Source organism: Mesorhizobium sp. WSM3866, assembly GCF_002294795.1.
Taxonomy (GTDB): domain Bacteria; phylum Pseudomonadota; class Alphaproteobacteria; order Rhizobiales; family Rhizobiaceae; genus Mesorhizobium.
On the sequence record NZ_NSGC01000006.1, the window covers coordinates 220,605 to 243,738 of the forward strand.

Sequence of the window (23,134 nt, forward strand, 5' to 3'; positions counted from 1 at the left end):
GTGATTCGTGCGGCTTATTCCGTCCTGATCCGCATCTCGACCCGGCGGTTGACCGGATCGTAGGGATCGGCGACGCGCGGGTGCGACTTGCCGAGACCAATAGCTTCGAGCCGGGTGGCCTGTACGCCGTTCGCGGTCAGGAATGCGGCAACCGATTTCGCCCTGCGCTGCGACAGGTCCTGATTGTAGCGATCCGAACCCGAAGCATCGGTGTGGCCTTCGACAACGAAGCTGAACGAACTCAGCCGGTTGTCTTTCAGCGCCTTGGCGAACTCGTCGAGCTCGGTGCGCGCGGTCTGGTCGAGCTGGGCCGAATCCAGCGCGAAATTGATCATCATGTCGAGCCCGGTTTTGGTCGAGGCCGCGTTCTGGTCGTTCTTGCTCTTGCACTCTTCTTCAGTGCCGACGCAGATCCCCCGCGTCGCGCCGAGATTGCCCGCGCCGGTGAAGAACTTCACGATGTCTTCGGATTTCTGAAGCGGATCAGCGGAAACGTGCGTCGAAAAAAGCACGGCCGCCAATGCAAAGGCTGAACTGGCCCACCGCATGACCGTTACTCCCTGTTTGAGCGGATCTCGCTGCGACGGACGATAGCAAATCTCGCGCCGGTTGTCTGTGAACAAACACACGCTGCGAGCGCCGGTCATTTGCTAAGCTAATGCTTGACCAGCGCCTCCGCCGGGGCTTCAGTATCCCTATTCCTAATAAGGGCGTGGCAGCCATGGCGAGGGGGCTCCAGTTCAGGACGGCGCGGGATCTCTTCAGCGCTTGCCCCGCCATCGCCCGGGACATGAAAGCGGTCCCGACAGACCAGCCCTCGATCGAGTTTTGCCGGGCGCTGCTCGCCGGGCGCGTGCCGGAGGAAGCAATCACCTTCTGCGCCTATGTGCTGCCCGAGCGGGCCGCGATCTGGTGGGCGCATGAGTGCCTGAGCAACCTTGCCGAGCTCCTCGGCGACAGGGACCTCGAATTGCTGGCGCTCGTCGGCGACTGGGTCGGCCAACCCGGCAATCCCGACCATCGTGAGGCGGTGGCCCAGGCCGTGGAGGTGCCGCCCGCGACGCCGGTTTCCTGGATCGCTTTGGCAGCAGGCTGGCGCGACGGCGACTCGGGCATCGATCAGGCTACAGCCGAATTTCCAACCGCCCATGCCGTCAGCGCGGGGATACTGGCAGGCCTTGCGCGGGTATCGCTCGCGGACCGGTTTGCCGTGCTTTCAGCCTTCGTCGAAATGGGCATCGAGATGGCGGAGATGGAGGCGCAGCAGCAACCGGCCGATGCTTACTAGCCAAGCCTGCTCAAACTAGCCAAGCCTGCTCGAATGTCGGCGATCACGTATAGCCGCCTTGCGCCCCTTGGGGTCAACCTCCCCAGCCGCCGCCACCACCACTATTGCCGCCGCTACCGCCTCCGCCCATCGCTGGAATAACTGGAGGCGGAGCTTCAGTTGTTACCTCCGCCGGTTCGATCGGCTTCTTCGCGGTGACCTTCTTCTGCTGGATCACCTTTGGCGTGGTCGTTGTCCGAACGACTTTTTGCTTCGTCGTCGGCTCCGGTTCGACCTGGGGCGTCACGGCGGTGCACCCCGCGACAGCCAGAACTCCAGTTAGGAATGTTGCTATGATTGCCAGTTTCGATGCCCTGCCCACCATTGCCTCCTTGTTGATCAGAACAAGTCCCGACGCGGATTGGCTTGCTCCCAGACCGCTCTGGCCGTCTTGACCAGTTGAACGTCCAACGAGCCTTCCGCCGAAATCTTTGATTTGAGTTCCCCACGCAGCTGTTTCAGGGCCGCCGTTTTCGCTTTAGCTCCGAACTTCGCCAGCGTGGCCTTGGCATCTGGAATTTCGTTGCGAACATCGAGCGCCGCCGCGAAAGCAAGGTAACGTACGGCGAGAGGCTGGTCCGCCTTGTTGCCCCGCTGCAGTTCCAGAGCCGCGCGATCATATGCGGCCGACTGATCACCGCGGTCGGTCGCTACCTCGAAAAGGCGTTGCGCCTCAGCAAGGTCCTGCTGCACACCGACACCGTCCCTGTACATACGCGCCAAGCTGCCGGGAGCGTAGGGTTGGCCGAGATCCATGGATTTCTGGAAGAGTTCGAGCGCGCTCTTGGGATCCTTCTCAACCCCAGTGCCGGCGAGATAATTTCGGCCGAGCAGGTTCATCGAATACATGTCCTGCCGTTCGACGCCCGCTTTGAGGAAGGCCACGGCGCGAGCCGGATCGGCAGGTACGCCGTTACGACCTTCCGTAAAAATCGCGGCGAGGTCGTTCATGGCATAGGTGTGCCCCATCGCCGCCGCTTTGAGCAGCAGGTCCAACCCCTTGGTGGCATCACGATCGACGCCATAGCCGTTGAACAAAGCGCGACCCCACGAGGTCATTCCATACGGATCGCCCTTGTCGGACGCTGCGGCATAGAAGGTATTGGCCTGCTTGCGATTGACGGGCATTCCCGTTCCCGTGGCGTTGAGATAGCCAAGCTCGAACACCGCCCGGACATGCCCCATGTCGGCAGCCTCCTGGATCGCCTTCTTGGCCTCGTCGACCTTGCCGGCAACAAGCAGCGCACGCCCGAGCTGGTAGCGGAAGCGGGCGACGTCGGGATAGGCTTTCACCGCTGCCCGGCAGACATCCACGGCGTTGCTGCTGATTTCGTTCGGCAGCAGGCCGGGGACGACGCCCTGCAGGTCGAGAGGCTCGCCGGCCTCCCTGTCACAGGCGTCGACGCTTGGCGACAGTTTCATCGTCGCCGGCTTTGACGGCGTGTTGTCGGCCCTTATTTCGAAGCCGACGCTCAGCGGCTTGACGGCGCCGATCTGGGGTTCGTAGCGCAAGTGGTCGACTTCATCGGCCATCAGGCTTGAATCCGGAGACAAGGTCCGGTCCGGGAGCGACAGCGTTCCCGTTGCCGGATAGCTTGCAAGCTTCACGCTGACGGCGGGATCCTTGGTCGGGAAAACGAGCTTCAGCGGCACCGGGCCGACACCGACCGGGACGCTTACGTCACGGTTCTCGATCGCCTCGGCGGCGCCGGTGATGTGAATGCCGCGCTCCAGCACCTGCTGCTCCTGCTCGGCCTCGAGCGAAGCCATGAGCTGCTGCCCTTCGGCGGCGTTCCCGTTCTTGACCCGAAACACCAGGATACCTTGGGATTGACCGCCCCAATTGTCATGCGTGGCATAGGCCAGCATGTCGACCTCTTCGTGCGCGCCGGATCCTTTCGGCACGTCCAGCTTAAGGCGCGGCAGATCCTTGCCCGCAATCGGCTGTCCGATAGCGACAGGCTTGCCGTCCAGCGTCAGGCGTCCAAGCGCCGGCGGCCTTTCGATGCTGACGGTGACCGCGCCGCCGTCGACATCGACCGGCTCCGGAAGGTCAAGCGCCACCGGTCCGACGCCCGACGGCACGACCTTTTCCAGGACCGGCGGCAGCGCCGGTCGACTGGCGCGGCGCATCAGCACCACCTCGTCGATCAGCGACGAATTCTCCCAAGGAACCTGCTTGCCATCGGTGGCTTTGACCACGTCGCGGCGAACCGCCGCCATCACCGTGCGGATCTCCTGGTTGGGCGCCAGCGCCCGGCGCGAGAAGGCGGACGAGAACGGGCTGAGATCATCCGCTCCGTCATAGGCGACGGCTCCCGGCTCGGTGGCGAAGGCAATCAGCGTGTTCAGCGAGCTCTTCACCTGCGCAAGTCCGGTGCCGCCCGCGGCAATCAGCTGGTCGCGCAACCAATAGTCCTTGCGCGGGAACGGATTGTTGCGGCAGGCATCGAGGATGATCACCTGGATTTTCGATTTCGCCCGCAGCTGCTCCAGCACGTCGTCGAGCTTGATCGCCTGGACCTCGATGTCGGCCGCGGCCTTGAGCGAGGCATCGACCGGGATGAGGAAATTCTCGCCGCCGATCTGAAAACCGTGGCCCGAATAGTAGACGACGGCGAGATCGGCACCGTCCGCCGCGGCGAGATAGTTGCGGAACTGCTCCTCGAACCGAAGCTTGGTGAGATCCTTGGCGACGAACACGTCAAAGCCGGCCAGGCGGAATGTGTTCGACACATCCTCGGCATCCTTGTCCGGGTTCTTGAGAGCCGGGATGTCGCGGTATTCGGAATTGCCGATCACAAAGGCGACCCTGCGCTCCGCATGAGCTTCGAAGGCCGTGAAGCTCACGAGAACCAGGGCTGCAAGGAACGCGCAGCATCGCAGCATGGCAAATCCTTAACTGCTATGACCTGTCGGCCACAGGAACGCAGCTTGCGGCGCCGAGGTCTGTTAAAGAGTTCACAATCTGCCGGGACCAGAGCAGACCGCATGCATAACGACAGCGGGCATGCGTCTCATCCAACCAAGTACTAAATTACTCCAGAGACCTATTCACCGCAATGACAAGACGCGTTGGATCGCCGGATTGCGTCGCGGCCATCCAACTTCCGGTTCAGGGCTGCCGGGCGTTTGCGCTGCCTATGCCAGCCGCGCGGCGTGCCACTTCAAATGATCGTCCATGAAGGTCGAGATGAAATTGTAGGAATGATCGTAGCCCTCCTGCATGCGCAGCGTCAGCGCGATGCCTGCCTTTTTGCACGCCTCTTCGAGCAGCCAGGGACGAAGACCATCCTGGAGGAAGCCGTCGGCGCTGCCCTGGTCGACGAGCAGTTCGCCGTAACGATGGCCGTCCTCGATGAGCAGCGTGGCGTCACAGGCGCGCCAGCTCTTTTCGTCTGATCCCAGATATTTTTCCAGCGCCGGCCGCGACCAGCCCGCCGTCGTCGGCTGCACGATCGGCGCGAAGGCCGAGCAGCTCCGGAAGCGCTCAGGGTTCTTTAGCGCGATGGTCAGCGCGCCGTGCCCGCCCATCGAATGGCCGAAGATCGACTGGCGCGAAATGTCGACCGGGAAATTGGCGGCGACGAGCGCCGGCAATTCCTCAGTGACGTAGGAGTACATGCGATAGTTCTTCGCGTAGGGCGCTTGCGTGGCATCGACATAGAAGCCGGCGCCGCAACCGAACTGCCAATTGTCCTTCTCATCGGGAACGTCCGGACCGCGCGGGCTGGTGTCGGGGCAGACGACGACGAGTCCAAGCTCGGCCGCCAGGCGCCGGTATTCGCCCTTGTCCATGACATTGGCATGGGTGCAGGTGAGCCCCGAGAGATACCACAAAACCGGCAAAGGCCCGTCCTTCGCCTGGGGTGGCACGAAGACGGCAAAGGTCATGTCGCAAGCGCAGACTTCCGACGCGTGCGAATAGACGCCCTGGATGCCGCCGTGCGATTTGGACGTGGAAAGGACGTTCATCGGTTCTGCCTTCTCGCCGGGAATGTCCGGCCGACATAGCTGCCAGACTCCGCGCTCGCAACCTTGCACCTCGCCAAAATGACACAGACGCGCGATCGAGCCACAGAAGGGCGGACATTTCGAGCCGCTCTCGTTATGCGTCGCCTCTCAGGCGAGCCTTCGCGTGTTCTAGGGTCGGCAAGAGAGCATCCGGGCCGGATCGCAAAAAGAAGTCTTTTTCTGTCCTTTGCTTCGCCGAAACCGAAGCGGGGCGCTCGCTGGCAAGCGGGCAGGGAAAATTCGACGGATTATGGTCGGAAGCTATCCGCCGGTGCAATGCGGGTGGGGGTGCTCGCATTGCACCGGCGGCTCGGCAATCAGCGGATTGATGAGCAGATCGCGGTGCGCTGCCGCTCGCCGCATCGTCAAGCGATAAGCTGGTCGATCCTGATCGGCAGATCGCGGATGCGCTTGCCCGTCGCGTGGTAGACCGCGCTGGCAACGGCGGCGGCGGTGCCGACATTGCCGAGTTCGCCCAAGCCTTTGACGCCGGCCGGATTGACGGCGTGGTCTACCTCCGGGACCAGGATCACCTGCAGGTCCCTGATGTCGGCGTTGACCGGCACGAGGTAATCCTGCAGGTCGCGGTTGACGTAGCGGGCATAGCGCCTGTCGACCTCGGTCGCTTCATGCAGCGCCTGGCCGATGCCCCAGATCATGCCGCCCATCAGCTGGCTGCGCGCGGTGCGCGTGTTCATGATGCGGCCGGCCGCGAAAGCGCCGACGATGCGCGGCACACGGATTTCCCGAGTATAGCTGTTGATGCGAACTTCGACGAACTCCGCGCCGAAGGCGTATTTCACCGAGTCCTCGTCCTGATCGCCGCCATGGAATTCCGACTGACCGGCATAGAGTTTCTTCACTGCCTCAGGCGTCGCGCCTTTCGGGGCAAACTCGGCATATTCCTCGATCGCGCCAATTTGCATCGCCTTGAAGACGTCCTCGATCTTCGCGGACGCTCCGCCCCTGGCCGCAAGCTTGCCGCCGTCAAGGTCCAGTTCCTCGTTATGTGAGCCGGCAAGCGGGCCGCCTTCGGCCGTGGCTCCGGCGGAGAGCTTCGCCCGGATGGCATCGCAAGCCTTCAGAACCGCCGAGCAGACGCTTGCGGTGGAAATCGAACCACCTGAGACCGGGGCCGGAGGCAGGCTGCTGTCGCCCATTTCGACGGTCACCTTGTCGATCGAAACGCCAAGACGTTCCGAGGCCATCTGGGCGGCCACTGTCCGGACGCCGGTGCCGATCTCATGCGAGCCGCATTGCACCCGCACATCGCCATCCGACGTCAGGCGCACGCGCGCCGCGCATGGTGCCACCGCGGTGGGGTAGATGGCGGTGGCGCAGCCCATGCCGATCAGCCAGTCGCCGTCGCGCATCGCGCCGACCTTGGGGTCCCGCTTCGCCCAGCCGAAGGCATTGGCCGCCTGTTCATAGCATTGGATCAGCGAGCGGCTGGAGAAGGGCTTCTTGCCGATCGGTTCCGCCTTCGGCTCATTGATGCGGCGGAACTCGACCGGGTCCATGCCAAGCGCCACCGCCATCTCGTCCATCGCGTTTTCCAGCGCGTAGACGTAAGGTGTCTCGGGCGGCGAACGCATGTAGCCCGGCGTGTTGCGATCTGCCTGGACCAGCGACACATGCGTCAACACCGAGCCGTAGTCGTACATGCGGCCGGTCGCCGAGGTGCCGCCGACAACATAGGGATCAGGGCGCGATGTCACCTCCCATCCTTCGTGCGCGAAAGCGGTGATGCGGCCGTCCTCGCCGGCGCCGATCCGGATGCGGTGGCGGGTTTCGGCCCGGTAAGTCTGTGTGCCGAAAGCCTGCATGCGGCTCGTCACGCAGCGCACGGGACGCCCGAGACGTTTTGCGGCTACTGCGACGATGGCGGTGCGCGGCGTCATCGGTCCTTTTGAGCCGAAGGCGCCGCCGATGAAGGGACTGACGATGCGCACATTGGCCGGATCGATTTTCAATTCTCTCGCAAGTTCGGCCTTCCAGCCGGTGACGTTCTGGGACGGCTCGTGGACGATGAGCTGATCGCCCTGCCAAAATGCCGTCGTGGAGAACAGCTCGATCGGGTTGTGGTGCTGGGTGGGCGTTGAATACCGAGCGTCGATCCTGACCGCGGCGGCTGCATAGGCGGCGTCGAAATCGCCTGCTTTCACATCCTCCTTGAACAGCGGACTCTTGCCGGCGGCGGGAATGGTTTTGGTGCCGGGACTATCGAAACTCGCGGACGGCTTCTCTTCCTCGTAATCGGCGCGGATCAACTGGGCCGCCTCCTCCGCCGCCTCGAATGTCTCGGCAACGGCCAAGGCGATGATCTGGCCGTCGTGGAAAATCGTCCTGTCATGCAGCGGTCCGATCGAGGTCGCGCCGGCGTTGCCGAATTTCGGCTTCTCGACCTTGTCCATGTCGCCATAAGTGACGATGTCGAGAAGGCCGGGCACGGCACGGGCATCGTCCAGGTGAAGCTTCGTCACCCTGCCCTTGGCGATGCTGCTGGTGGCCAGCGCGCCATAGGCTAGGTTTGCCGTCGGCAGGTCTGCCGGATAGTGGGCTTGCCCGGTGACTTTCAGCCGCGCATCGACGCGCGGCAGCGGTTCGCCCATGTTCTCCTTGGGCTTCGGAGCGGCTGGGTCCATGGTCACACCTTCATGTCTCGCGTTTCGAGCAGCGCGCGCACCAGCGTCCGCTTGCCGAGCTCGATCTTGAACGCATTGTGCTGGCGCGGTTCGGCACCGGCAAAGGCAGCGTCCGCCGCCGCACCTGCCGATGCCTCGTCGAGCTTCTTGCCCTGCAGGGCCGCTTCGGCCTCGCCGGCGCGCCACGGCACCGTCGCCAGCCCGCCGAGCGCAATCCTTGCCTCGCGGACGCTGTCGCCGTCGAGGTCGAGCGCAACGGCCGCCGAGGCCAGCGCAAAGGCATAAGACTCGCGGTCGCGGATCTTCAGGTAGCGCGAGCGCCGGGCCCACGGTAAGGCAGGCACCTCGATGGCGGTGATGATCTCGTCCGCCGCCAGATCCGTCTCGATATGCGGCGTGTCGCGGGGCAGCCGATGCAGCCTGGCAAAGGGAATTTCGCGCGCTCCGCGAGACCCCTCGGCTCGAATAACGGCATCGAGCGCAATCAGAGCCTGGGCAAAGTCGCCGTGATAGGTGGCAATGCAGGCATCGCTGGCGCCCAGCACCGCGTGCTGGCGGTTGAAGCCTTCCATCGCCGCGCAGCCCGAACCCGGCACCCGCTTGTTGCAGGCCCAGGAGGGCTCGCGGAAGTATTCGCAGCGCGTTCGCTGCAGCATGTTGCCGGCAAGGCTCGCCATGTTGCGGATCTGGCCGCTTGCCGCCAGCCGCAAACTTTCGGCAATGACGGGATAGCGGCGTTTGACTTCGCCATGGTCGGCAGCCTCGCCCATCCGCACCAGGGCGCCGAAGCGCACGCCGTCGTCGGTAACCCTGATCTGCCTCAGCCCTGGCTCTTCGAGCCGGTTGAGGTCCAGCAGCCGGTTGGGCGCCGCCACCCCAAGTTTCATATAGTCTGCAAGATTGGTGCCGCCTGCGATGAACTGCGCGTTCGCCCGTGTCGGCTGGTCGTCCTCGGTGGTAAAGCGGGATGCGATGGCGACCGCGGCGGAGACATCTGTCGGCCGTTCATAGATGAAGGGGCGCATCGTCAGGTTCCTCTCGCCTGATCGCGCGCCTGGACGACCGCGGCGACGATGTTCGGGTAGGCCGCACAGCGGCAGATATTGCCGCTCATGTATTCGCGGATGTCGTCCTCGGAGTTGGCGTGGCCTTCGTTGACGCAGCCGATGGCCGACATGATCTGACCCGGCGTGCAGTAGCCGCACTGGAACGCGTCGTGGTCGATGAAGGCCTGCTGCATCGGATGCAGCTTGCCGTCGCTCGAGGCAAGCCCTTCGACGGTCGTCACCTCCTTGCCGTCGTTCATCACGGCGAAGCTCAAGCAGGAGAGCACGCGCTTTCCGTCCACCAGAACGGTGCAGGCGCCGCACTGCCCATGGTCGCAACCTTTTTTCGTGCCGGTAAGGCCGACATGGTCCCGCAGGGCGTCAAGCAGGCTAGTCCTGGCATCCAGCGAAAGCTTGTAAGGCTGCTTGTTGATGCGCAAGGACACCGCGACCTTTTCCCTCAAGCCGGAACGGGTCGCGGCCGGTTTTTCCGCTCTCGTTGGGGAGCTGAGCAAGGGCGCCGCCGCGGCGGCTGAGACAGTAGCTGTCATGAAGCTTCGCCGGCTGAGGCCGGTCGTGCTTGGCGCGGAAATTCGGGACATGGCTCGCTCCCAGGCTGGCTGTCATCGGGGCTGGCTATGGGGCGCTAACCTCTCAACGGGGGCATTGTTCCGAATTTTGCAGGCGAAGGCCCGGAAGCTCACGCGACTGTGACAGCATCGACGGAAGTCGGAGGCAGAGCACGCCGGGACAGCAGAGGAACGTTCCGCGCAAGGGAGGTTGACTGCCACGCGGCGGTGCGCACCGGCGCTGCGCAAGCTCGCACGACCGATCGAAAGTCACACCGGTAGATACCAATTCTCCAGTTGTCGAACCGTAGCTGAGCAATAAGGCTAACAGGCCCTGCCCAACGACAGGAGGGGTGGTTTCGAGCAGGGCATGGGAGCGGGGCTCTGGTTCAATGCTGCGGTCCTTGCGCCACCAGATGGAAGCTGTATCGGTCGCGCACGAACTCGTTGAAGAACCGGCCCTTGGACCGAGCAGCCTTGAATGCCGCGTGGGTCTCTGGCTCAACCTGCTCATAGTCATAGCGGTCGCCGCTCGGGACAAACCATACCGAAAGGATCTTCGTCGCCGGGTCGTAATAGATGTTCCGGATGGCGGTGGAAGGCATGACGAGCGCCCCGTTGGCCAATGCGTAATTCCCGGAGCTGTCAATGGGTTCCGTCGCACCGGCTGCCGACGGATCAGGGCCTTGCGAGACCTGCCGAATTGCCTATCTGAGGTTTATGCCGTCAACGAAATCGAGCGCCACGGCGCAAGTCCGCCAAGGAGATCTTTTCGGTGTCCCGAACAGCCTGCCGGAAGGATTCCGCTACCGGCCGGAGCTGATCACGCGCAACGAAGAAAGCGCGTTGGTGCGCTGCATCGAAGGCCTGCCGTTCAAGCCCTTCGACTTCCACGGCCATCTAGCCAACAGGCAGGTTGTCGGCTTCGGGCTGCGTTACGACTACGACCGCCGCGAGGTCGTGGAAGCACCGGCCATACCCGACTTCCTGCTGCCGCTTCGCGACAAGGTCGCCGACTTCGCCGGTCGGCCCGCGTCGGAGTTCTCGCAGGTGCTGATCAACGAATACCGGCCTGGCGCGGGCATCGGCTGGCATCGCGACAAGCCCCATTTCGAGCTCGTCGCAGGCGTCTCCCTGCTGGCATCCTGCAGTTTCCGGCTGCGCCGCAGGAACGGCGCGACATGGGACCGGCAGACGATCGAGGTCGAGCCGAGATCCGCCTATCTCATGGCCGGTCCGGCGCGCAACGAATGGGAGCACAGCATTCCGCCGCTCGCAGAACACCGCTACTCGGTCACATTTCGGACCTTGCGACCCAAGCTGTAAGTCCGACGTTCTGCCAGGCCGATATTCCAAGTCGCCCAATCAGGGGTCGAGCCATGGCGTGGTGTCCTCCACAGCCGTGCCGGCCTTTGCCGGATCGGACGGACGGCGCGCGACGAAGCCGCCGAAACCAGCTTGCGCCTGCAGCTTTTCGCCCGCGATCAGCGGCTCACCACGCAGCAGCACGGTGATCGGCTTGCCCGTCACCGCCTTGCCTTCGTAAGGCGAAAAGTCGACGCGCGAGTGCAGCATTTCGTGGCCGATGGTCCACTTGCGTGCCGGGTCCCAGAGCGCGAGATCAGCGTCCAGGCCGGGGGCGATGCGACCCTTGCGGTGGTCGAGACCGTAGATCGCGGCGGCATTGCGCGAGGTCAGATCCAGATATCGCTGCAGCGAAAGGCGCCCCGTCAGCAGCCCTTCGGAAAACAGCAGCGGCAGCCTGGTTTCCAGGCCCGGAATACCGCTCAATGTCGTGGTGAAACCTGGCTCCGGCGCCTTGCCGATCTTGTCGGCGAAATAATAGGGCGAATGATCGGACGACCAGAGGTCGATGCCGCCGTCCGCCAGCAGCCGCCAGAGATGCTCGCGGCTATGCGGCGTGCGCGGCGGCGGCGAAAAGACGAAGCGGGCAGCGTCCCTGCCTGGGCGGTCGAGGTCCGCGGCACCGAGGAAGAGGTATTGCGGGCAGGTTTCGGCCGCGACGTCGACGCCGCGCTGACGCGCCCGCGCGACCTCCTCGGCGGACTGCCGCGACGACACATGGACGATGGTCATGCGGGCGCCGGTCATCTCCGCCAGCGCCAGAGCCCGATGGGTCGCCTCGCGCTCCATGATCTCGCTGTGCGCCACGGCGTGATAGCGCATCTCGGTGCGGCCAAGCTCGATCAGCCGCTGCCGCGTGCGCCGAATGGCGGCATCGTTCTCGGCATGAACCATGACGATCCAGCCGAGCTTCCTCGCCGTATCGAGCACGGTGAAGAACAGGTCGTCGTCGACCGCGAAGCCCTGGTAGGTCATGAAAAGCTTGACCGAAGCAATGCCTTGCCCGGCCAATTGGCTAAGTTGTGCCTCGACGTTGGCGCCGGTCCCCATCGTCACCACCGCATGGAGGCCGTAGTCGATGATGGAACGGCCGGCCGCGCAGCCCATCGCCCGTTCGAGCGCATCCACCGTGGTCATATTTGGACCCGGCATGCCGAAGGGCACGATGCAGGTCGTGCCGCCGAATGCGGCCGAGATGGAGCCCGATTCAAAATCGTCGGCGTTACCGGCCCCGCCCCAAACAGGCTGGTCGAGATGGCAGTGGGCATCGATGCCGCCAGGCATCACCCACAGGCCCGCGGCGTCAATGGTTTGCCCACCTTGCAGGCCTGAATCGATCGCCGCAATGCGGCCGTCATCGATGCCGACGTCGCAATCCCGCCAACCGTCATCCAAAGCGACCCTACCGCCTTTTACGACCAGCTGATGCGAGCGCCGCGCCATTCGTGCCGCTCACGCCGCTGTGCTGTTGCGGGTCACCGGGCAGGCAAGCACCGGTCAGGCCCTCAGCCGCTTGCCATCGGGATCGAAGGGCGGCCTCTCGAGCAACACGGCATTGTGCGGCCGGCCGAGGATCGCGACGGTGACGGCATCGCCGGATTTCACCGAGCCCGCCTTCACATAGCCGAGCGCCAGCGACATCCCGACATGATAGCCGTAGGCGCCAGACGTGACCTGGCCGACCGGCGTGCCATCGGGAAGGAAGATCGGCTCGCCGCCCGTGGCGTCGGCATCCTTCGCCTCGATCGAGATCATGATCAGCTCGTCGCGGGCCGGCTTCGATGCCAGCGCGGCGTAGGCGTCGCGGTTGAGGAAGTCGCCCTTATCCATCTTGATAAGGCGGGCGAACTTGACCTCCTGCGGCCAGTATTCGGGCGAGTATTCGCGGCCCCAGCTGCCATAGCCCTTCTCGACTCTTAGCGACATCAGCGCGCGCGAGCCGACCGGCCCGCCGCCTTCCTGACGCGCCGCGTCGAGCAGGGCGTTGTAAAGAGCGGTCTGGTCCTTCTCCTCGCAATAGAGCTCCCAGCCGAGATCGCCGGTGAAGGAGACGCGCAGCGCAATGACATCGAGTCCGGCAACGGTGATGCGGCGCGAGGCCATGAAGGGGAACGACGCCGTCGTCAAATCGTCATTGGTCAAGCGCTGCAGCACCGCGCGCGACTTCGGCCCGGCGACGTTGAAGCCGCACATGTTCTCGGTGAGCGAACGGAACGTCGTGCCCTCCGGCAAGGGCAGCATCTTGAAGAAACGCTGATGATAGCGCTCGGCCATGCCGGAGCCGAAGACGCGATACTCGTCCTCCGCCAGCTTGGTGACGGTGAAGTCGCCGGCGATGCCGCCGCGCTTGCCGATCAGCGGCGTCAGGCAGGATCGTCCGACCCGCGAGGGAATCTTGTTGGCGAAAAGCGCGTTCAGCCAGGCCTCGGCGCCCGGCCCCTTCACCTCGTATTTGGCGAAGTTGGAGATGTCGATGATGCCGACATGGTCGCGCAACATGCGCGCCTCGCGGCCGACGGGGTGCCACCAGTTCTGCCTGGTGAAGCCGATCGTCTCCTCGCGCGGCTCACCGTCGATCGAGAACCACAGCGGATGCTCCCAGCCGAAGTTCAGGCCGAACACCGCGCCGTTTTCCTTCTGCATGGAATAGGCCGGCCGTGTGCGCACCGGCCGCCCAGCGGCGCGCTCCTCGTTTGGGAAATGGATCTTGAAGCGATGGCTGTACTGGTCCTGCACGCGCGCCTTGACGAATGCCTTGCCCGCCCAGTGGCCGAAGCGGGCGAGATCCCAGCCGAACATGTCGAGCGTCGGCTCGCCCTCGATCATCCACTCGGCCGCCAGGCGCCCGAGGCCGCCGGATTGCGAAAAGCCCGGAATGATGCCGGCGCAGCAGAAATAGTTGCGCAGCTCCGGCACCGGGCCGAACAGCGCGGCGCTGTCCGGCGACCAGATCATCGGTCCGTTGATCACCCTCTTGACGCCGGCAGCGCCGACCGCCGGCACGCGGGCGATCGCGCGCATCATGTTCTCCTCGATGCGTTCCAGATCGTCCGGGAACAGCTCGTGGCCGAAATCCTGCGGCGTCCCGTCCTCGGCCCAGAATTTCATCGCCCGCTCATAGGCGCCGATCAGCAGGCCGAGGCCCTCCTGACGCAGGTAATATTCGCCATCGCGGTCGGCGACCGAAGGCAGACGCCGGCCCATCGAGGCGATCTCTGGGATGGTCTCGGTGACGAAATACTGGTGCTCGGTCGGTATGAGGGGCAGCGCCAACCCGGCCATCGCGCCGACCTCACGCGCCCACAGTCCGGCGGCGTTCACCACCCATTGCGTGCGGACGTCGGCCTTGGTGGTGCGCACGATCCAGCTGCCGCCCGGCTGCTGCTCCGTTCCGGTCACCGCGGTGAAGCGGTGGATTTCGGCGCCACGCTGGCGCGCGCCGGCCGCGTAGGAGGCCGTCACGCCCGAAGGATCGACATTGCCGCCTTCGGGTTCGTACATGATGCAGCGTATGCCGTCGAAGTCGACGAGCGGGTGCAGCCGCTCGGCCTCCGCGCGGTCGACCTCGTAGAAGTTCATCTTGTAGCGGCGCGCTTTGGCTTCCTGCAGCCGGAGCTGATGTTCACGCGCCTCGGTCTGGGCGAGATAAAGCGATCCCGGCTGGAAGATGCCGCAGCCCTGACCAGTCTCCTTCTCCAGCTCCTTGTAGAGCGCCATGGTGTAATGCTGCAGGCGGCTGATATTGGTCGAGTCGTGCAAGCCGTGAATATTGGCCGCAGCATGCCAGGTCGAGCCCGAGGTGAGCTCGTCGCGCTCGAACAGCACGACATCGCTCCAGCCGTGCTTGGTCAGGTGATAGAGGATCGAGCATCCGATCAGGCCGCCGCCGATCACAACAGCCTGGGCATGAGTCCGCATTTACGTGTTCCTTGTGGCTGTGTGCCGGAGCCGGACGGCCGGGCGACGGGCCGGATAACAACAGGGGTCCGTGCTGGCTCTTGTGCCGACAACATGACCCCACTTTTTCGAACGCCGGCAATGTAGAAAGCTCGGGAAACGACTGTAAAGCCTGCTATTGGGGCTGGCTGCTGCTTTTCGGGGCAGTTAAGAGCAAAAAAAACGAGGTCATAGCCACTTCAATCTTCGTTTGTAGGCATAGAGGCCGGGTGTAGCTTTTGGCGGGGAATTGAGCAGCCGCGACCAGCGGCGCCACCAATGGGAGCCACCCGCCATGGACCTGCATTCCGAGCGCGGATACAGACCGGTCAGACCGGCATGCCTCTCGTCGTCCATGCGTCTTGACGGTCCGGCGGCGCGGTCGCGCCGCGGCCTTCAAAACCGGTTCCGCACCAGTCGAAAAGACAGCGCCGAAGCGCCCTGTCCGGCACGCGCATCGCGACAACTCGGAGGTTAAGACCTTGGACAAGACATCGCATCCCTATATTCCGACACTGCTCGATCAGCTTAACGAGGGCGAGATCAGCCGCAGGGACTTCTTGCGCAAGTCGACGCTGCTCGGGCTTTCGGCCGGCGCGGCCTATTCCATGGCCGGCATCATCGACCCGGCGACGCAAGCGCGTGCCGGCGACCTGCCGAAAGGCGGCAATTTGCGCATCGGCATGCGCTGCATGGAGATCAAGGATCCGCATCTGGCCGACTTCGCCGAAAAATCCAACGTCATCCGCCAGGTCTGCGAATATTTGACCTTTACCGACCGCAACAACATCACTCACCCCTATCTCTTGGAGAAGTGGGACGTCAGCGATGACCTGAAGGCCTGGACGCTGCACATCCGCAAGGAGGTGAAATGGCGTGACGGCAGGGCGCTTAATGCCGACGACGTGGTCTGGAACCTGAAGCGTGTCAGCGATCCCAAAGTCGGCTCCTCGGTGCTCGGCCTGTTCACCGGCTATCTCGTCGAGGAGTACGATACCGGCGAAAAGGACGACAAGGGCAATCCGAAGAAGTCGAGCCGGCTCTGGTCCGACAAGGCGATCGAGAAGGTCGACGACAGCACGGTGCGGCTGAACCTGTTCTCGCCGCAGATCGCGGTCGCCGAACATCTCTTCCACTATCCGATGTTCATCCTCGATCCGAAGGACAACGGCGCCTTCGGCCCGAGCGCCAACGGCACCGGTCCCTTCGAGATGGTTGAATACACGGTCGGCAAGGGCGCGAAGTACAAGGCGCGGGCCGATTATTGGGGCGGTGCTGCGCATCTCGACACGTTTGAATTCGTCGACCTCGGCGACAATCCCGGCGCCGGCATCGCGGCGATGGCGTCCAAGCAGGTCGATGGCCTGTCGGAAGCCGACGCGGTGCAGATCAATTCGATGAAGGCCTTCCCGCATGTCTCGGTCCACAAGGTCGAGACGACGCAGACCATCGTCATGCGCATGCATCCCGATGTCGAGCAGTTCAAGGACAAGCGCGTGCGCCAGGCCATGCGCCATGCGCTCGACCGCGACAAGATCATCCAGACCGTCCTGCTCGGCGCCGGCACGCCGGCCGAGGACCACCATGTGGCGCCGTCGCACCCCGAATATGCCGCGCTGCCCAAATGGCCGCGCGACGTCGAGAAGGCGAAGAAGCTGATGGCCGACGCCGGCCATGCCGACGGTTTCGAATTGGATTTGGTGACGCGGCCCGACCCGATCTGGGAGCTCAACACGACACAGGCGATGGCCGAACAGCTGAAGGACATCGGCATCAAGGCCAACATCAAGTCGCTGCCGAGCGCGCAGTACTGGGAAGTGTGGACCAGCGCGCCCTTCAGCCTGACCGCCTGGGGCCACCGCCCGCTCGCCATCATGACGCTCGGCCTCGCCTACCGCTCCAATGCCGCCTGGAATGAATCGCATTTCTCGAACGCCGAATTCGACAAGCTGCTCACCCAGGCCGAGGGCATTCTCGACCCGAAGGAGCGCAGCAAGGTGATGGAGAAGATCGAGCTGATCATGCAGGACGAGGGCCCGATCGTGCAGCCGTTCTGGCGCATCTTCTCGACCGTCATGGACAAGAAGGTGCAGGGCTTCGAACTGCATCCATCACAGTACATCTTCGCCAAGGATTATGCGGTCGCCTCCGCCTAGACCACGCTGCGCCCGGCCGGCGACAGAACGGCCGGGCGTTCCTTTCCACTCGCACCCAGAACGGAAACGTCCGGCTGATGGCAATATTCGTGGCGAAACGGCTGGCGATGATGCTGCTCACCATGGTCGCGGCGTCGTTTCTGGTATTCGCCGTCTGCGAGTTCACCCCGGGCAGCGTCGCGCGCAAATCGCTCGGGCCGTTCGCGACGCAAGAGCAGGTCGATTTCCTGACCAAGAAGCTGAGGGCCGACGATCCGCTGCTGGTGCGCTACGGGCGCTGGGCGGGCGTGCTGCTCGGCATCATTCCGGATCCGCTCCAGGACCCGAGCACCGGGCTCAATTTCAAGGATCCGCGCGGCGCGCAGTATTTCGGCAATTTCGGCTATTCGACGCTGAACAAGCTGCCCGTCAACGATGTGATCTGGAACCGGCTCGGCAATACGGCGATTCTGGCCGGGCTGGCCTTTCTGCTGATCGTCCCGCTGTCGATCGTTTTCGGCATCCTGTCCGGCCTGAAGGAAGGCGGCGTACTCGACCGGCTCCTGTCGGTGATCTGCATCACCTTCACCTCGATCCCGGAATTCGCGTCGGGCGTGTTTCTGGTCACCCTATTCGTCATTCTCTGGCCCGTGCTGCCGGGCACCAGCCCGCTCGATACAGAGGGCGGCTGGTCCGTTCCCTCGCAGCTCGTGCTGCCGGTGGCGGTGCTCGTCATCTATGATTTCGGCTATGTCGCGCGCATGATCCGCGTGTCCATGATCGGGGTGATGGAAAAGCCCTTTATCCGCACCGCGGTGCTGAAGGGAATGAGCACGCGCCAGGTCGTCATCGGCCATGCCCTGCGAAACGCGATGATCGCCCCGTTCACGGTGCTGCTCCTGCAGATCAACTTCCTGATCAGCGGCGTGGTGGTGACCGAACTCGTCTTCGCCTATCCCGGCTTCGGTCGGCTGCTGCTCGATGCCAGCCTGTTCGGCGACATCGCGACCATCGAGGCGGCCACGCTGATCACCGTCGCCATCGCGGTCACGACGCAATTCGTCGGCGATCTCGGTTACATGCTGCTCGATCCACGCATAAGATTGCGATGAGCGCACTGGTCGAGCAAAGAGCTATGGAGGCGACAGCCGTCAAGGCAACGGGCAGGGCACGCCTGAAATGGGCGCGCATCCTGCGCTCGCCTACCGCACTGGTCGGGCTGTTCCTGGTCGGCTTCTGGGTGCTTGCGGCGATCCTCGCACCGGTGCTGCCGCTCTATTCTCCGACCGAGCAGGATGTGATGGCGCTAGCCGACCCGACGCCATCGGCGGCGCATTGGCTCGGCGTCGACATTCTCGGCCGCGATGAGCTGTCTCGCCTGATCTTCGGCGCCCGCACCGTGCTGGTCGTCGCGCCGCTTTCGGTTGCGGTCGCCATGATCGTCGGCATCACGCTCGGCATGATCGCCGGCTATTACGGCGGCTGGATCGATGCCGTGATCAGCCGCCTTTCCGACATCATCCTCGCCTTCCCGGTGCTGGTCCTCTACGTCATCCTGATCGCCAATATCGGGCCATCGATAATCAACATCGTCATCGCCACGACGATTGCCTCGGCGCCAGGAATCGGGCGAATAACGCGCGGGCTGGTACTCGGCCTGAAGGAGCAGGAATACATCGCCGCCGCAAGGCTGCGCGCCGAAAGTACTTTATACATCATGCTTGTCGAGCTGTTGCCCAACTGCCGCGGCATGCTGATCGTCGATGCCTGTCTGCGCATCGGCTACACCATCATCACCATCGGCATCCTCGGCTTCCTTGGCCTTGGCCTGCCGCCGCCCAATCCCGACTGGGGCGGCATGGTCAAGGAAAGCACGACGGTGCTCAACGTCTGGCCTTTGATGTCGGTGCTGCCCTCAATCGCCATCGTCAGCCTGGTTCTGGGTTTCAATCTTTTGGCCGACGGCCTGCGGGAGGCCTGGAAGCCATGACGATGGTCGCCGAGCCAATTTCGACGAAAGGCGAGCGTGCGTCCGAGACGCCGCTCCTCGCTGTCCGAGATCTGCGCATCGAGTTTCGCGGGAAGGCCGAGACGATCGTTGCGGTGCCGAAGCTGTCTTTCGAGGTGAAGCCCGGCGAAAGCTTCGGGCTGGTCGGCGAATCCGGCTGCGGCAAGAGCACCACGGCGATGGCGATCATGGGCTATCTCGGTGCGACAGGCGTCGTCGCCAGCGGCAGTATCCGCTTCGAACGCGAGGAACTGGTCAACGCACCGGCGCATAAGCTTCGCGCCATACGCGGGCGGCGCATCGCCATGGTCTATCAGGACCCGATGAGCGCGCTCAATCCGGTCAAGACGATCGGCGCGCAGCTTGCCGAGGTGCCGATGCTTCATCTCGGCGCAAGTCGCGTCGAGGCGCTCGACATGGCAGCCGCCATGCTGAAAGACGTGCGCCTGCCCGATGCCGGCGACATGCTGAAGCGCTATCCGCACCAGCTTTCGGGCGGCCAGCAGCAGCGCGTCGTCATCGCCATGGCGCTGCTCGGGCGGCCGTCGCTGCTCCTGCTCGACGAGCCGACCACCGGTCTCGACGTGACGGTGGAGTCGGCGGTGATCGATCTGATCGGCGAGCTGCGCCGTCGCTATGGAACCAGCCTGCTGTTCATCTCGCACAATCTCGGTCTGATCGCCGAAAGCTGCGACCGGGTCGGCATCATGTATTCCGGCGAGCTGGTCGAGGAGGCGCCGACGTGCGAGCTGTTCGGCCGGCCACGCCATCCCTACACGCAAGGGCTGATCGACTGCATTCCCGATATCGGGCACGGCAAGCACAGTCGCACGCTTGCCGCCATTCCGGGCCATATCCCGCTGACGTCGGAGCGGCCGCGCGGCTGCCTGTTTGGTCCGCGCTGCGCCGGTTTCCGCGCCGGCCTGTGCGACCGGCCCGGCATGACGCTGGAACCGGTCGGCGAGCGGCATGTTGTGCGCTGCGTGCGCTGGCCCGAACTCGAGGTGGCTCATCGCGAGCTTCCGCCGCTATCCGGCGAGAGTGCGGCACCGGCAGCCGAGATCACTTTCTCCGACATCACCAAGTTCTATCACCTCGGTTACCACAAGACGCTGAAGGCCAATGAGGCCGTATCCTTCGAGGCCGGCAAGGCCGAGATCGTCGCGCTGGTCGGCGAATCCGGCTGCGGCAAGTCGACCCTGGCGCGTATCGTCACCGGCCTCGACCGCGCCACTTCGGGCGAAATCCGCATGGCTGGCGAAAACATCGCCGCGATCGAAGCGAGCGCGCGGCCGAAGCCCCTGCTGCAATCGATCCAGATGGTGTTCCAGAACCCGGACTCGACGCTCAATCCGTCGCACAGCGCCGGCTTCTCGATCCGTCGCTCGCTGAAGAAGTTCGGCATCCGCAAGGGCAAGGCGGCCATCGACCAGCGCATGCGCGAGCTGCTGGAGATGGTCCGGCTTTCGCCGGACTTCGCCGCCCGCCGGCCGAGCCAGTTGTCCGGCGGGCAGAAGCAGCGCATCGCCATCGCCCGCGCCTTCGCCTCCGATCCGTCGCTGATCGTCGCCGACGAGCCTGTGTCGGCGCTGGATGTCTCCGTGCAGGCGGCCGTGGTGACGCTGCTGCTCGACATCCAGAAGACCCGGCATGCGACGATGCTGTTCATCAGCCATGACCTGGCGCTGGTGCGCCACGTCGCCGACAAGGTCGTGGTGATGTATCTCGGCAAGGTGATGGAAAAAGGCACCGTCGAGGAGATCTTCGGCGGTGCGACCCATCCGTACACCGAGGCGCTGATCTCGGCGATCCGCAGCACCAAACCGGAAGGGGCAGAGCGCAACCGCATCACGCTGACCGGCGACACGCCGAGCCCCGTCGATGTCCCGCGCGGCTGCCGCTTTGCCAGTCGCTGCCATCGCAAGCTGGGTTCGATCTGCGACAGGGAACCGCCACCGATCCGCAGGATGTCCGCCACGCACGAGATCGCCTGCCACATTCCGGCGGAAGCGCTGGAGAGTCCCAGGCATCCGGACGAGGCGAGCGACCGTTCATGACGAGGCCAGCTTCACTGGGCCGCCTCTGGCGTCAGGCCGAACGGTCGCGCGCCATCCTGTCGATCATGGCGCGCATCTGCCTGGCCGGCACCGGCAGCGCCATGCTGACCACCGCGGTCTCGCTTGCATTGAGCGCGCCGGGAATCGACCCCTCCGAAGTGCAATTGGTGCTGACCGCTTACCCGGTCGGATTTCTCATCGGCTGCCTCGTCGCGCGTCCGCTGGTGTCGCGCGTCGGCCATGAGCGCGCCTTCTTCGCCATAACCGTGCTTGCAAGCCTCGCCGCCGCGGGGTTCGCGCTCACCGATTCCATGCCGGCATGGCTCTGCTTCCGACTGCTCGGCGGCCTTGCCATGGCGGCGATGTTCGTTGTCTGCGAAAGCTGGATCAACCTCTATGCCGACCAGCACAATCGCGGCAGGCTGTTTTCCATCTACATGCTGACGACGGCGGTCGCGGTGCTGTTCGGACAGCTGCTGCTGGAGATCGTCGGCGCGCATTCGCCGCATTTGTTCGCCGTCAGCGCGGCGACGGTGCTCTTGTCGGCGCTTGCACGGTTTGTCTCCAGGCCTTGGCCTGCCCTGCCCGCCGAGCAAACCGAGCCGTCCCTGGCCGATATCCCGGCGCATGACGAACGCTACGGCGTCATCCAGTTGCTGCGTCTCGCTCCGGTAACGGTGGTCAGCATCTTCCAGGCAGGCATCACCAACATGAACATCTTCGTGCTGACGCCAATCTACGGCGCCAAGATCGGACTGTCCGCCGCCGCCACTGTCGGCCTGGTGACGACCGTCAGCATTGCCGGCATGCTGGCGCAGACGCCTATCGGATGGCTGTCCGACCGGTTCGACAGGCGCATCATGCTGCTTGTCCAGGGACTGCTTTCCGTGTCGCTATGCGCCTCTATCGCCTGGCTGGGCAGCGGACCGCTACCGCTGCTCTTCCTGCTGTTCTTCCTCTATGGAGCAACCGCGCTCACGGTCTATCCTGTGGCCATCGCCTTCGCCAATTCGCGCATGCACAGCCGGCACATGGTGGCGGCTTCGGGGACGCTGCTTCTGCTCTATTCGATCGGCAACATCCTGACGCCGGGTCTCGCCGCGGGACTGATGGAGCGTACCGCGCCGCAGGCCATGCTGTTTGTGCTCGGCACCGGCGGCATTCTGGTGGCGGTTGCGGCTTGCATCAATCTGCGGCGGCGCCCGGTCAGTGTAGCGGTTGCGCAGCCGTGCGGAGGCGAGCCGTGAACAGCGCCCTTCCCCACCGTCTGGATGGCAAGTTCGTTCTGATCACGGGCGCCGCGAGCGGCATCGGCGCGGCGATCGCGCGCCGCTGCGCCGACGAGGGAGCCCGTGTCGCCTGCTCGGATCGGGACACAGCATCGACGAAGGCGCTTGCCGCCAGCCTTGGGCCGAATGCTCTGGCTGTCGACTGTGATGTCACCGATCCGGACTCGGTCCAAGATGCTGTCGACGCGACAGCTCAAGCATTCGGCCGGCTGGACGGTCTGGTCCACAACGCCGCGGCTCCCTCGACCGACGGCACCGTCGCCGACCTTGCAGTCGACAAGTGGCGGCTGGAAGTCGACGTCAGCCTGACCGGCGCGTTCCTGATCTCCAAATTCGCGGTGCCGCTGATGGCATCGAGCGGCGGCGGGTCGATCGTCTTCATCGGCTCGCAATTCGCGCGCGTCGCCGTCGGCAAGGCGGTGGCCTATTGCGCGGCGAAGGCGGGGCTTGTGCATTTGGCGAAGGCGATGGCGATCGACCATGCGGATCAGAACATCCGGGTGAACAGCCTGTCGCCCGGAGCGGTCGCGACCGCCCGCCTGCTGCAGCGCTGGTCCAGTCTGGAGGCGGCCGACAAGGGTCTAGGACCTGCGCATCTGCTCGGACGAATTGCCGAGCCCGAAGAGATCGCAGCCGCCTGCGCCTTTCTGCTTTCGTCCGACGCTTCCTTCGTCACCGGCACGGACCTCCTGGTGGATGGCGGCTATGCGGTGCGTTGAATCAATTTCCAGCATAGGAGGCTC

The 23,134-nt window shown here is 64.2% G+C and carries 18 protein-coding genes; 8 read left to right on the forward strand and 10 right to left on the reverse strand.

The window, feature by feature from the left end; translation table 11 throughout:
• Positions 1-14: 14 nt before the first annotated feature.
• On the reverse strand, positions 15-548 hold the full coding sequence (locus tag CK222_RS16175) for an OmpA family protein (protein WP_176477658.1): 534 nt from the start codon (positions 546-548) through the stop codon (positions 15-17).
• Positions 549-721: 173 nt separating this feature from the next.
• Here CK222_RS16175 and CK222_RS16180 point away from each other — a divergent pair, with 173 nt between their 5' ends.
• Positions 722-1,288, forward strand: a complete 567-nt coding sequence (locus tag CK222_RS16180) for a hypothetical protein (protein ID WP_176477654.1) — start codon at positions 722-724, stop codon at positions 1,286-1,288.
• Positions 1,289-1,361: 73 nt separating this feature from the next.
• Here CK222_RS16180 and CK222_RS16185 read toward each other — a convergent pair whose 3' ends face one another.
• The 7 genes from CK222_RS16185 to CK222_RS16215 all read right to left on the reverse strand — a co-directional run bounded on the left by CK222_RS16185 (position 1,362) and on the right by CK222_RS16215 (position 10,206).
• The gene (locus tag CK222_RS16185; RefSeq protein WP_245307621.1) at positions 1,362-1,574 is read right to left on the reverse strand and encodes a hypothetical protein; all 213 of its coding nucleotides are present in this window, start codon (positions 1,572-1,574) and stop codon (positions 1,362-1,364) included.
• A 92-nt stretch (positions 1,575-1,666) separates the two neighbouring features.
• The gene (locus CK222_RS16190) at positions 1,667-4,216 is read right to left on the reverse strand and encodes a caspase family protein (protein ID WP_095801021.1); all 2,550 of its coding nucleotides are present in this window, start codon (positions 4,214-4,216) and stop codon (positions 1,667-1,669) included.
• Positions 4,217-4,468: 252 nt separating this feature from the next.
• Entirely contained in the window at positions 4,469-5,302 is an 834-nt protein-coding gene (gene fghA, locus CK222_RS16195; protein ID WP_095801022.1) for an S-formylglutathione hydrolase, read from the reverse strand.
• A gap of 404 nt (positions 5,303-5,706) precedes the next feature.
• Positions 5,707-7,986 (reverse strand): xanthine dehydrogenase family protein molybdopterin-binding subunit, encoded by a 2,280-nt coding sequence (locus CK222_RS16200; protein WP_095801023.1) that lies wholly within the window; start codon positions 7,984-7,986, stop codon positions 5,707-5,709.
• Positions 7,987-7,988: 2 nt separating this feature from the next.
• Complete coding sequence (locus CK222_RS16205) at positions 7,989-9,011, reverse strand: xanthine dehydrogenase family protein subunit M (RefSeq protein ID WP_095801024.1); 1,023 nt, start codon at positions 9,009-9,011, stop codon at positions 7,989-7,991.
• Between the two features lie 2 nt (positions 9,012-9,013).
• Positions 9,014-9,634, reverse strand: a complete 621-nt coding sequence (locus CK222_RS16210; RefSeq protein WP_095801025.1) for a (2Fe-2S)-binding protein — start codon at positions 9,632-9,634, stop codon at positions 9,014-9,016.
• A 356-nt stretch (positions 9,635-9,990) separates the two neighbouring features.
• Positions 9,991-10,206, reverse strand: a complete 216-nt coding sequence (locus tag CK222_RS16215) for a KTSC domain-containing protein (protein ID WP_067328004.1) — start codon at positions 10,204-10,206, stop codon at positions 9,991-9,993.
• Positions 10,207-10,321: 115 nt separating this feature from the next.
• Here CK222_RS16215 and CK222_RS16220 point away from each other — a divergent pair, with 115 nt between their 5' ends.
• Complete coding sequence (locus tag CK222_RS16220) at positions 10,322-10,927, forward strand: alpha-ketoglutarate-dependent dioxygenase AlkB (RefSeq protein WP_067327538.1); 606 nt, start codon at positions 10,322-10,324, stop codon at positions 10,925-10,927.
• A 39-nt stretch (positions 10,928-10,966) separates the two neighbouring features.
• On the opposite strand, the gene hydA is transcribed toward CK222_RS16220, so the two are convergent.
• On the reverse strand, positions 10,967-12,409 hold the full coding sequence (gene hydA, locus CK222_RS16225) for a dihydropyrimidinase (protein ID WP_095801026.1): 1,443 nt from the start codon (positions 12,407-12,409) through the stop codon (positions 10,967-10,969).
• A gap of 54 nt (positions 12,410-12,463) precedes the next feature.
• Complete coding sequence (locus tag CK222_RS16230; RefSeq protein ID WP_095801027.1) at positions 12,464-14,884, reverse strand: FAD-dependent oxidoreductase; 2,421 nt, start codon at positions 14,882-14,884, stop codon at positions 12,464-12,466.
• A gap of 500 nt (positions 14,885-15,384) precedes the next feature.
• Between CK222_RS16230 and CK222_RS16235 the strand changes: the two genes are divergently transcribed.
• From CK222_RS16235 to CK222_RS16260, 6 genes are all read left to right on the forward strand, one after another.
• Positions 15,385-17,058, forward strand: coding sequence for an ABC transporter substrate-binding protein (locus tag CK222_RS16235; protein ID WP_095801128.1), 1,674 nt, complete (start codon positions 15,385-15,387; stop codon positions 17,056-17,058).
• A gap of 77 nt (positions 17,059-17,135) precedes the next feature.
• Entirely contained in the window at positions 17,136-18,149 is a 1,014-nt protein-coding gene (locus CK222_RS16240) for an ABC transporter permease (protein ID WP_066989127.1), read from the forward strand.
• On the forward strand, positions 18,146-19,027 hold the full coding sequence (locus CK222_RS16245) for an ABC transporter permease (protein ID WP_245299494.1): 882 nt from the start codon (positions 18,146-18,148) through the stop codon (positions 19,025-19,027). Before CK222_RS16240 ends, CK222_RS16245 begins: the two co-directional genes overlap by 4 nt.
• Positions 19,024-21,102 carry an ABC transporter ATP-binding protein gene (locus CK222_RS16250; RefSeq protein WP_095801028.1) on the forward strand — a complete coding sequence of 693 codons (2,079 nt, stop codon included), beginning with the start codon at positions 19,024-19,026 and terminating at the stop codon, positions 21,100-21,102. The genes CK222_RS16245 and CK222_RS16250 overlap by 4 nt, the downstream gene beginning before the upstream one ends.
• The gene (locus CK222_RS16255) at positions 21,099-22,349 is read left to right on the forward strand and encodes an MFS transporter (RefSeq protein ID WP_095801029.1); all 1,251 of its coding nucleotides are present in this window, start codon (positions 21,099-21,101) and stop codon (positions 22,347-22,349) included. The genes CK222_RS16250 and CK222_RS16255 overlap by 4 nt, the downstream gene beginning before the upstream one ends.
• Positions 22,346-23,110, forward strand: coding sequence for an SDR family oxidoreductase (locus CK222_RS16260; protein ID WP_095801030.1), 765 nt, complete (start codon positions 22,346-22,348; stop codon positions 23,108-23,110). Before CK222_RS16255 ends, CK222_RS16260 begins: the two co-directional genes overlap by 4 nt.
• Positions 23,111-23,134: the final 24 nt, after the last annotated feature.

What these genes read in the sequence shown, in the direction of transcription:
- CK222_RS16245 (WP_245299494.1), top strand. Translation starts at nt 18,146, where the DNA reads ATGAGCGCACTGGTCGAGCAAAGAGCTATGGAGGCGACAGCCGTCAAG.
- hydA (WP_095801026.1), bottom strand. Translation starts at nt 12,409, where the DNA reads ATGGCGCGGCGCTCGCATCAGCTGGTCGTAAAAGGCGGTAGGGTCGCT.
- CK222_RS16175 (WP_176477658.1), bottom strand. Translation starts at nt 548, where the DNA reads ATGCGGTGGGCCAGTTCAGCCTTTGCATTGGCGGCCGTGCTTTTTTCG.
- CK222_RS16230 (WP_095801027.1), bottom strand. Translation starts at nt 14,884, where the DNA reads ATGCGGACTCATGCCCAGGCTGTTGTGATCGGCGGCGGCCTGATCGGA.
- CK222_RS16215 (WP_067328004.1), bottom strand. Translation starts at nt 10,206, where the DNA reads ATGCCTTCCACCGCCATCCGGAACATCTATTACGACCCGGCGACGAAG.
- CK222_RS16200 (WP_095801023.1), bottom strand. Translation starts at nt 7,986, where the DNA reads ATGGACCCAGCCGCTCCGAAGCCCAAGGAGAACATGGGCGAACCGCTG.
- CK222_RS16190 (WP_095801021.1), bottom strand. Translation starts at nt 4,216, where the DNA reads ATGCTGCGATGCTGCGCGTTCCTTGCAGCCCTGGTTCTCGTGAGCTTC.
- CK222_RS16180 (WP_176477654.1), top strand. Translation starts at nt 722, where the DNA reads ATGGCGAGGGGGCTCCAGTTCAGGACGGCGCGGGATCTCTTCAGCGCT.
- CK222_RS16205 (WP_095801024.1), bottom strand. Translation starts at nt 9,011, where the DNA reads ATGCGCCCCTTCATCTATGAACGGCCGACAGATGTCTCCGCCGCGGTC.
- fghA (WP_095801022.1), bottom strand. Translation starts at nt 5,302, where the DNA reads ATGAACGTCCTTTCCACGTCCAAATCGCACGGCGGCATCCAGGGCGTC.
- CK222_RS16250 (WP_095801028.1), top strand. Translation starts at nt 19,024, where the DNA reads ATGACGATGGTCGCCGAGCCAATTTCGACGAAAGGCGAGCGTGCGTCC.
- CK222_RS16220 (WP_067327538.1), top strand. Translation starts at nt 10,322, where the DNA reads ATGCCGTCAACGAAATCGAGCGCCACGGCGCAAGTCCGCCAAGGAGAT.
- CK222_RS16240 (WP_066989127.1), top strand. Translation starts at nt 17,136, where the DNA reads ATGGCAATATTCGTGGCGAAACGGCTGGCGATGATGCTGCTCACCATG.
- CK222_RS16210 (WP_095801025.1), bottom strand. Translation starts at nt 9,634, where the DNA reads ATGTCCCGAATTTCCGCGCCAAGCACGACCGGCCTCAGCCGGCGAAGC.
- CK222_RS16255 (WP_095801029.1), top strand. Translation starts at nt 21,099, where the DNA reads ATGACGAGGCCAGCTTCACTGGGCCGCCTCTGGCGTCAGGCCGAACGG.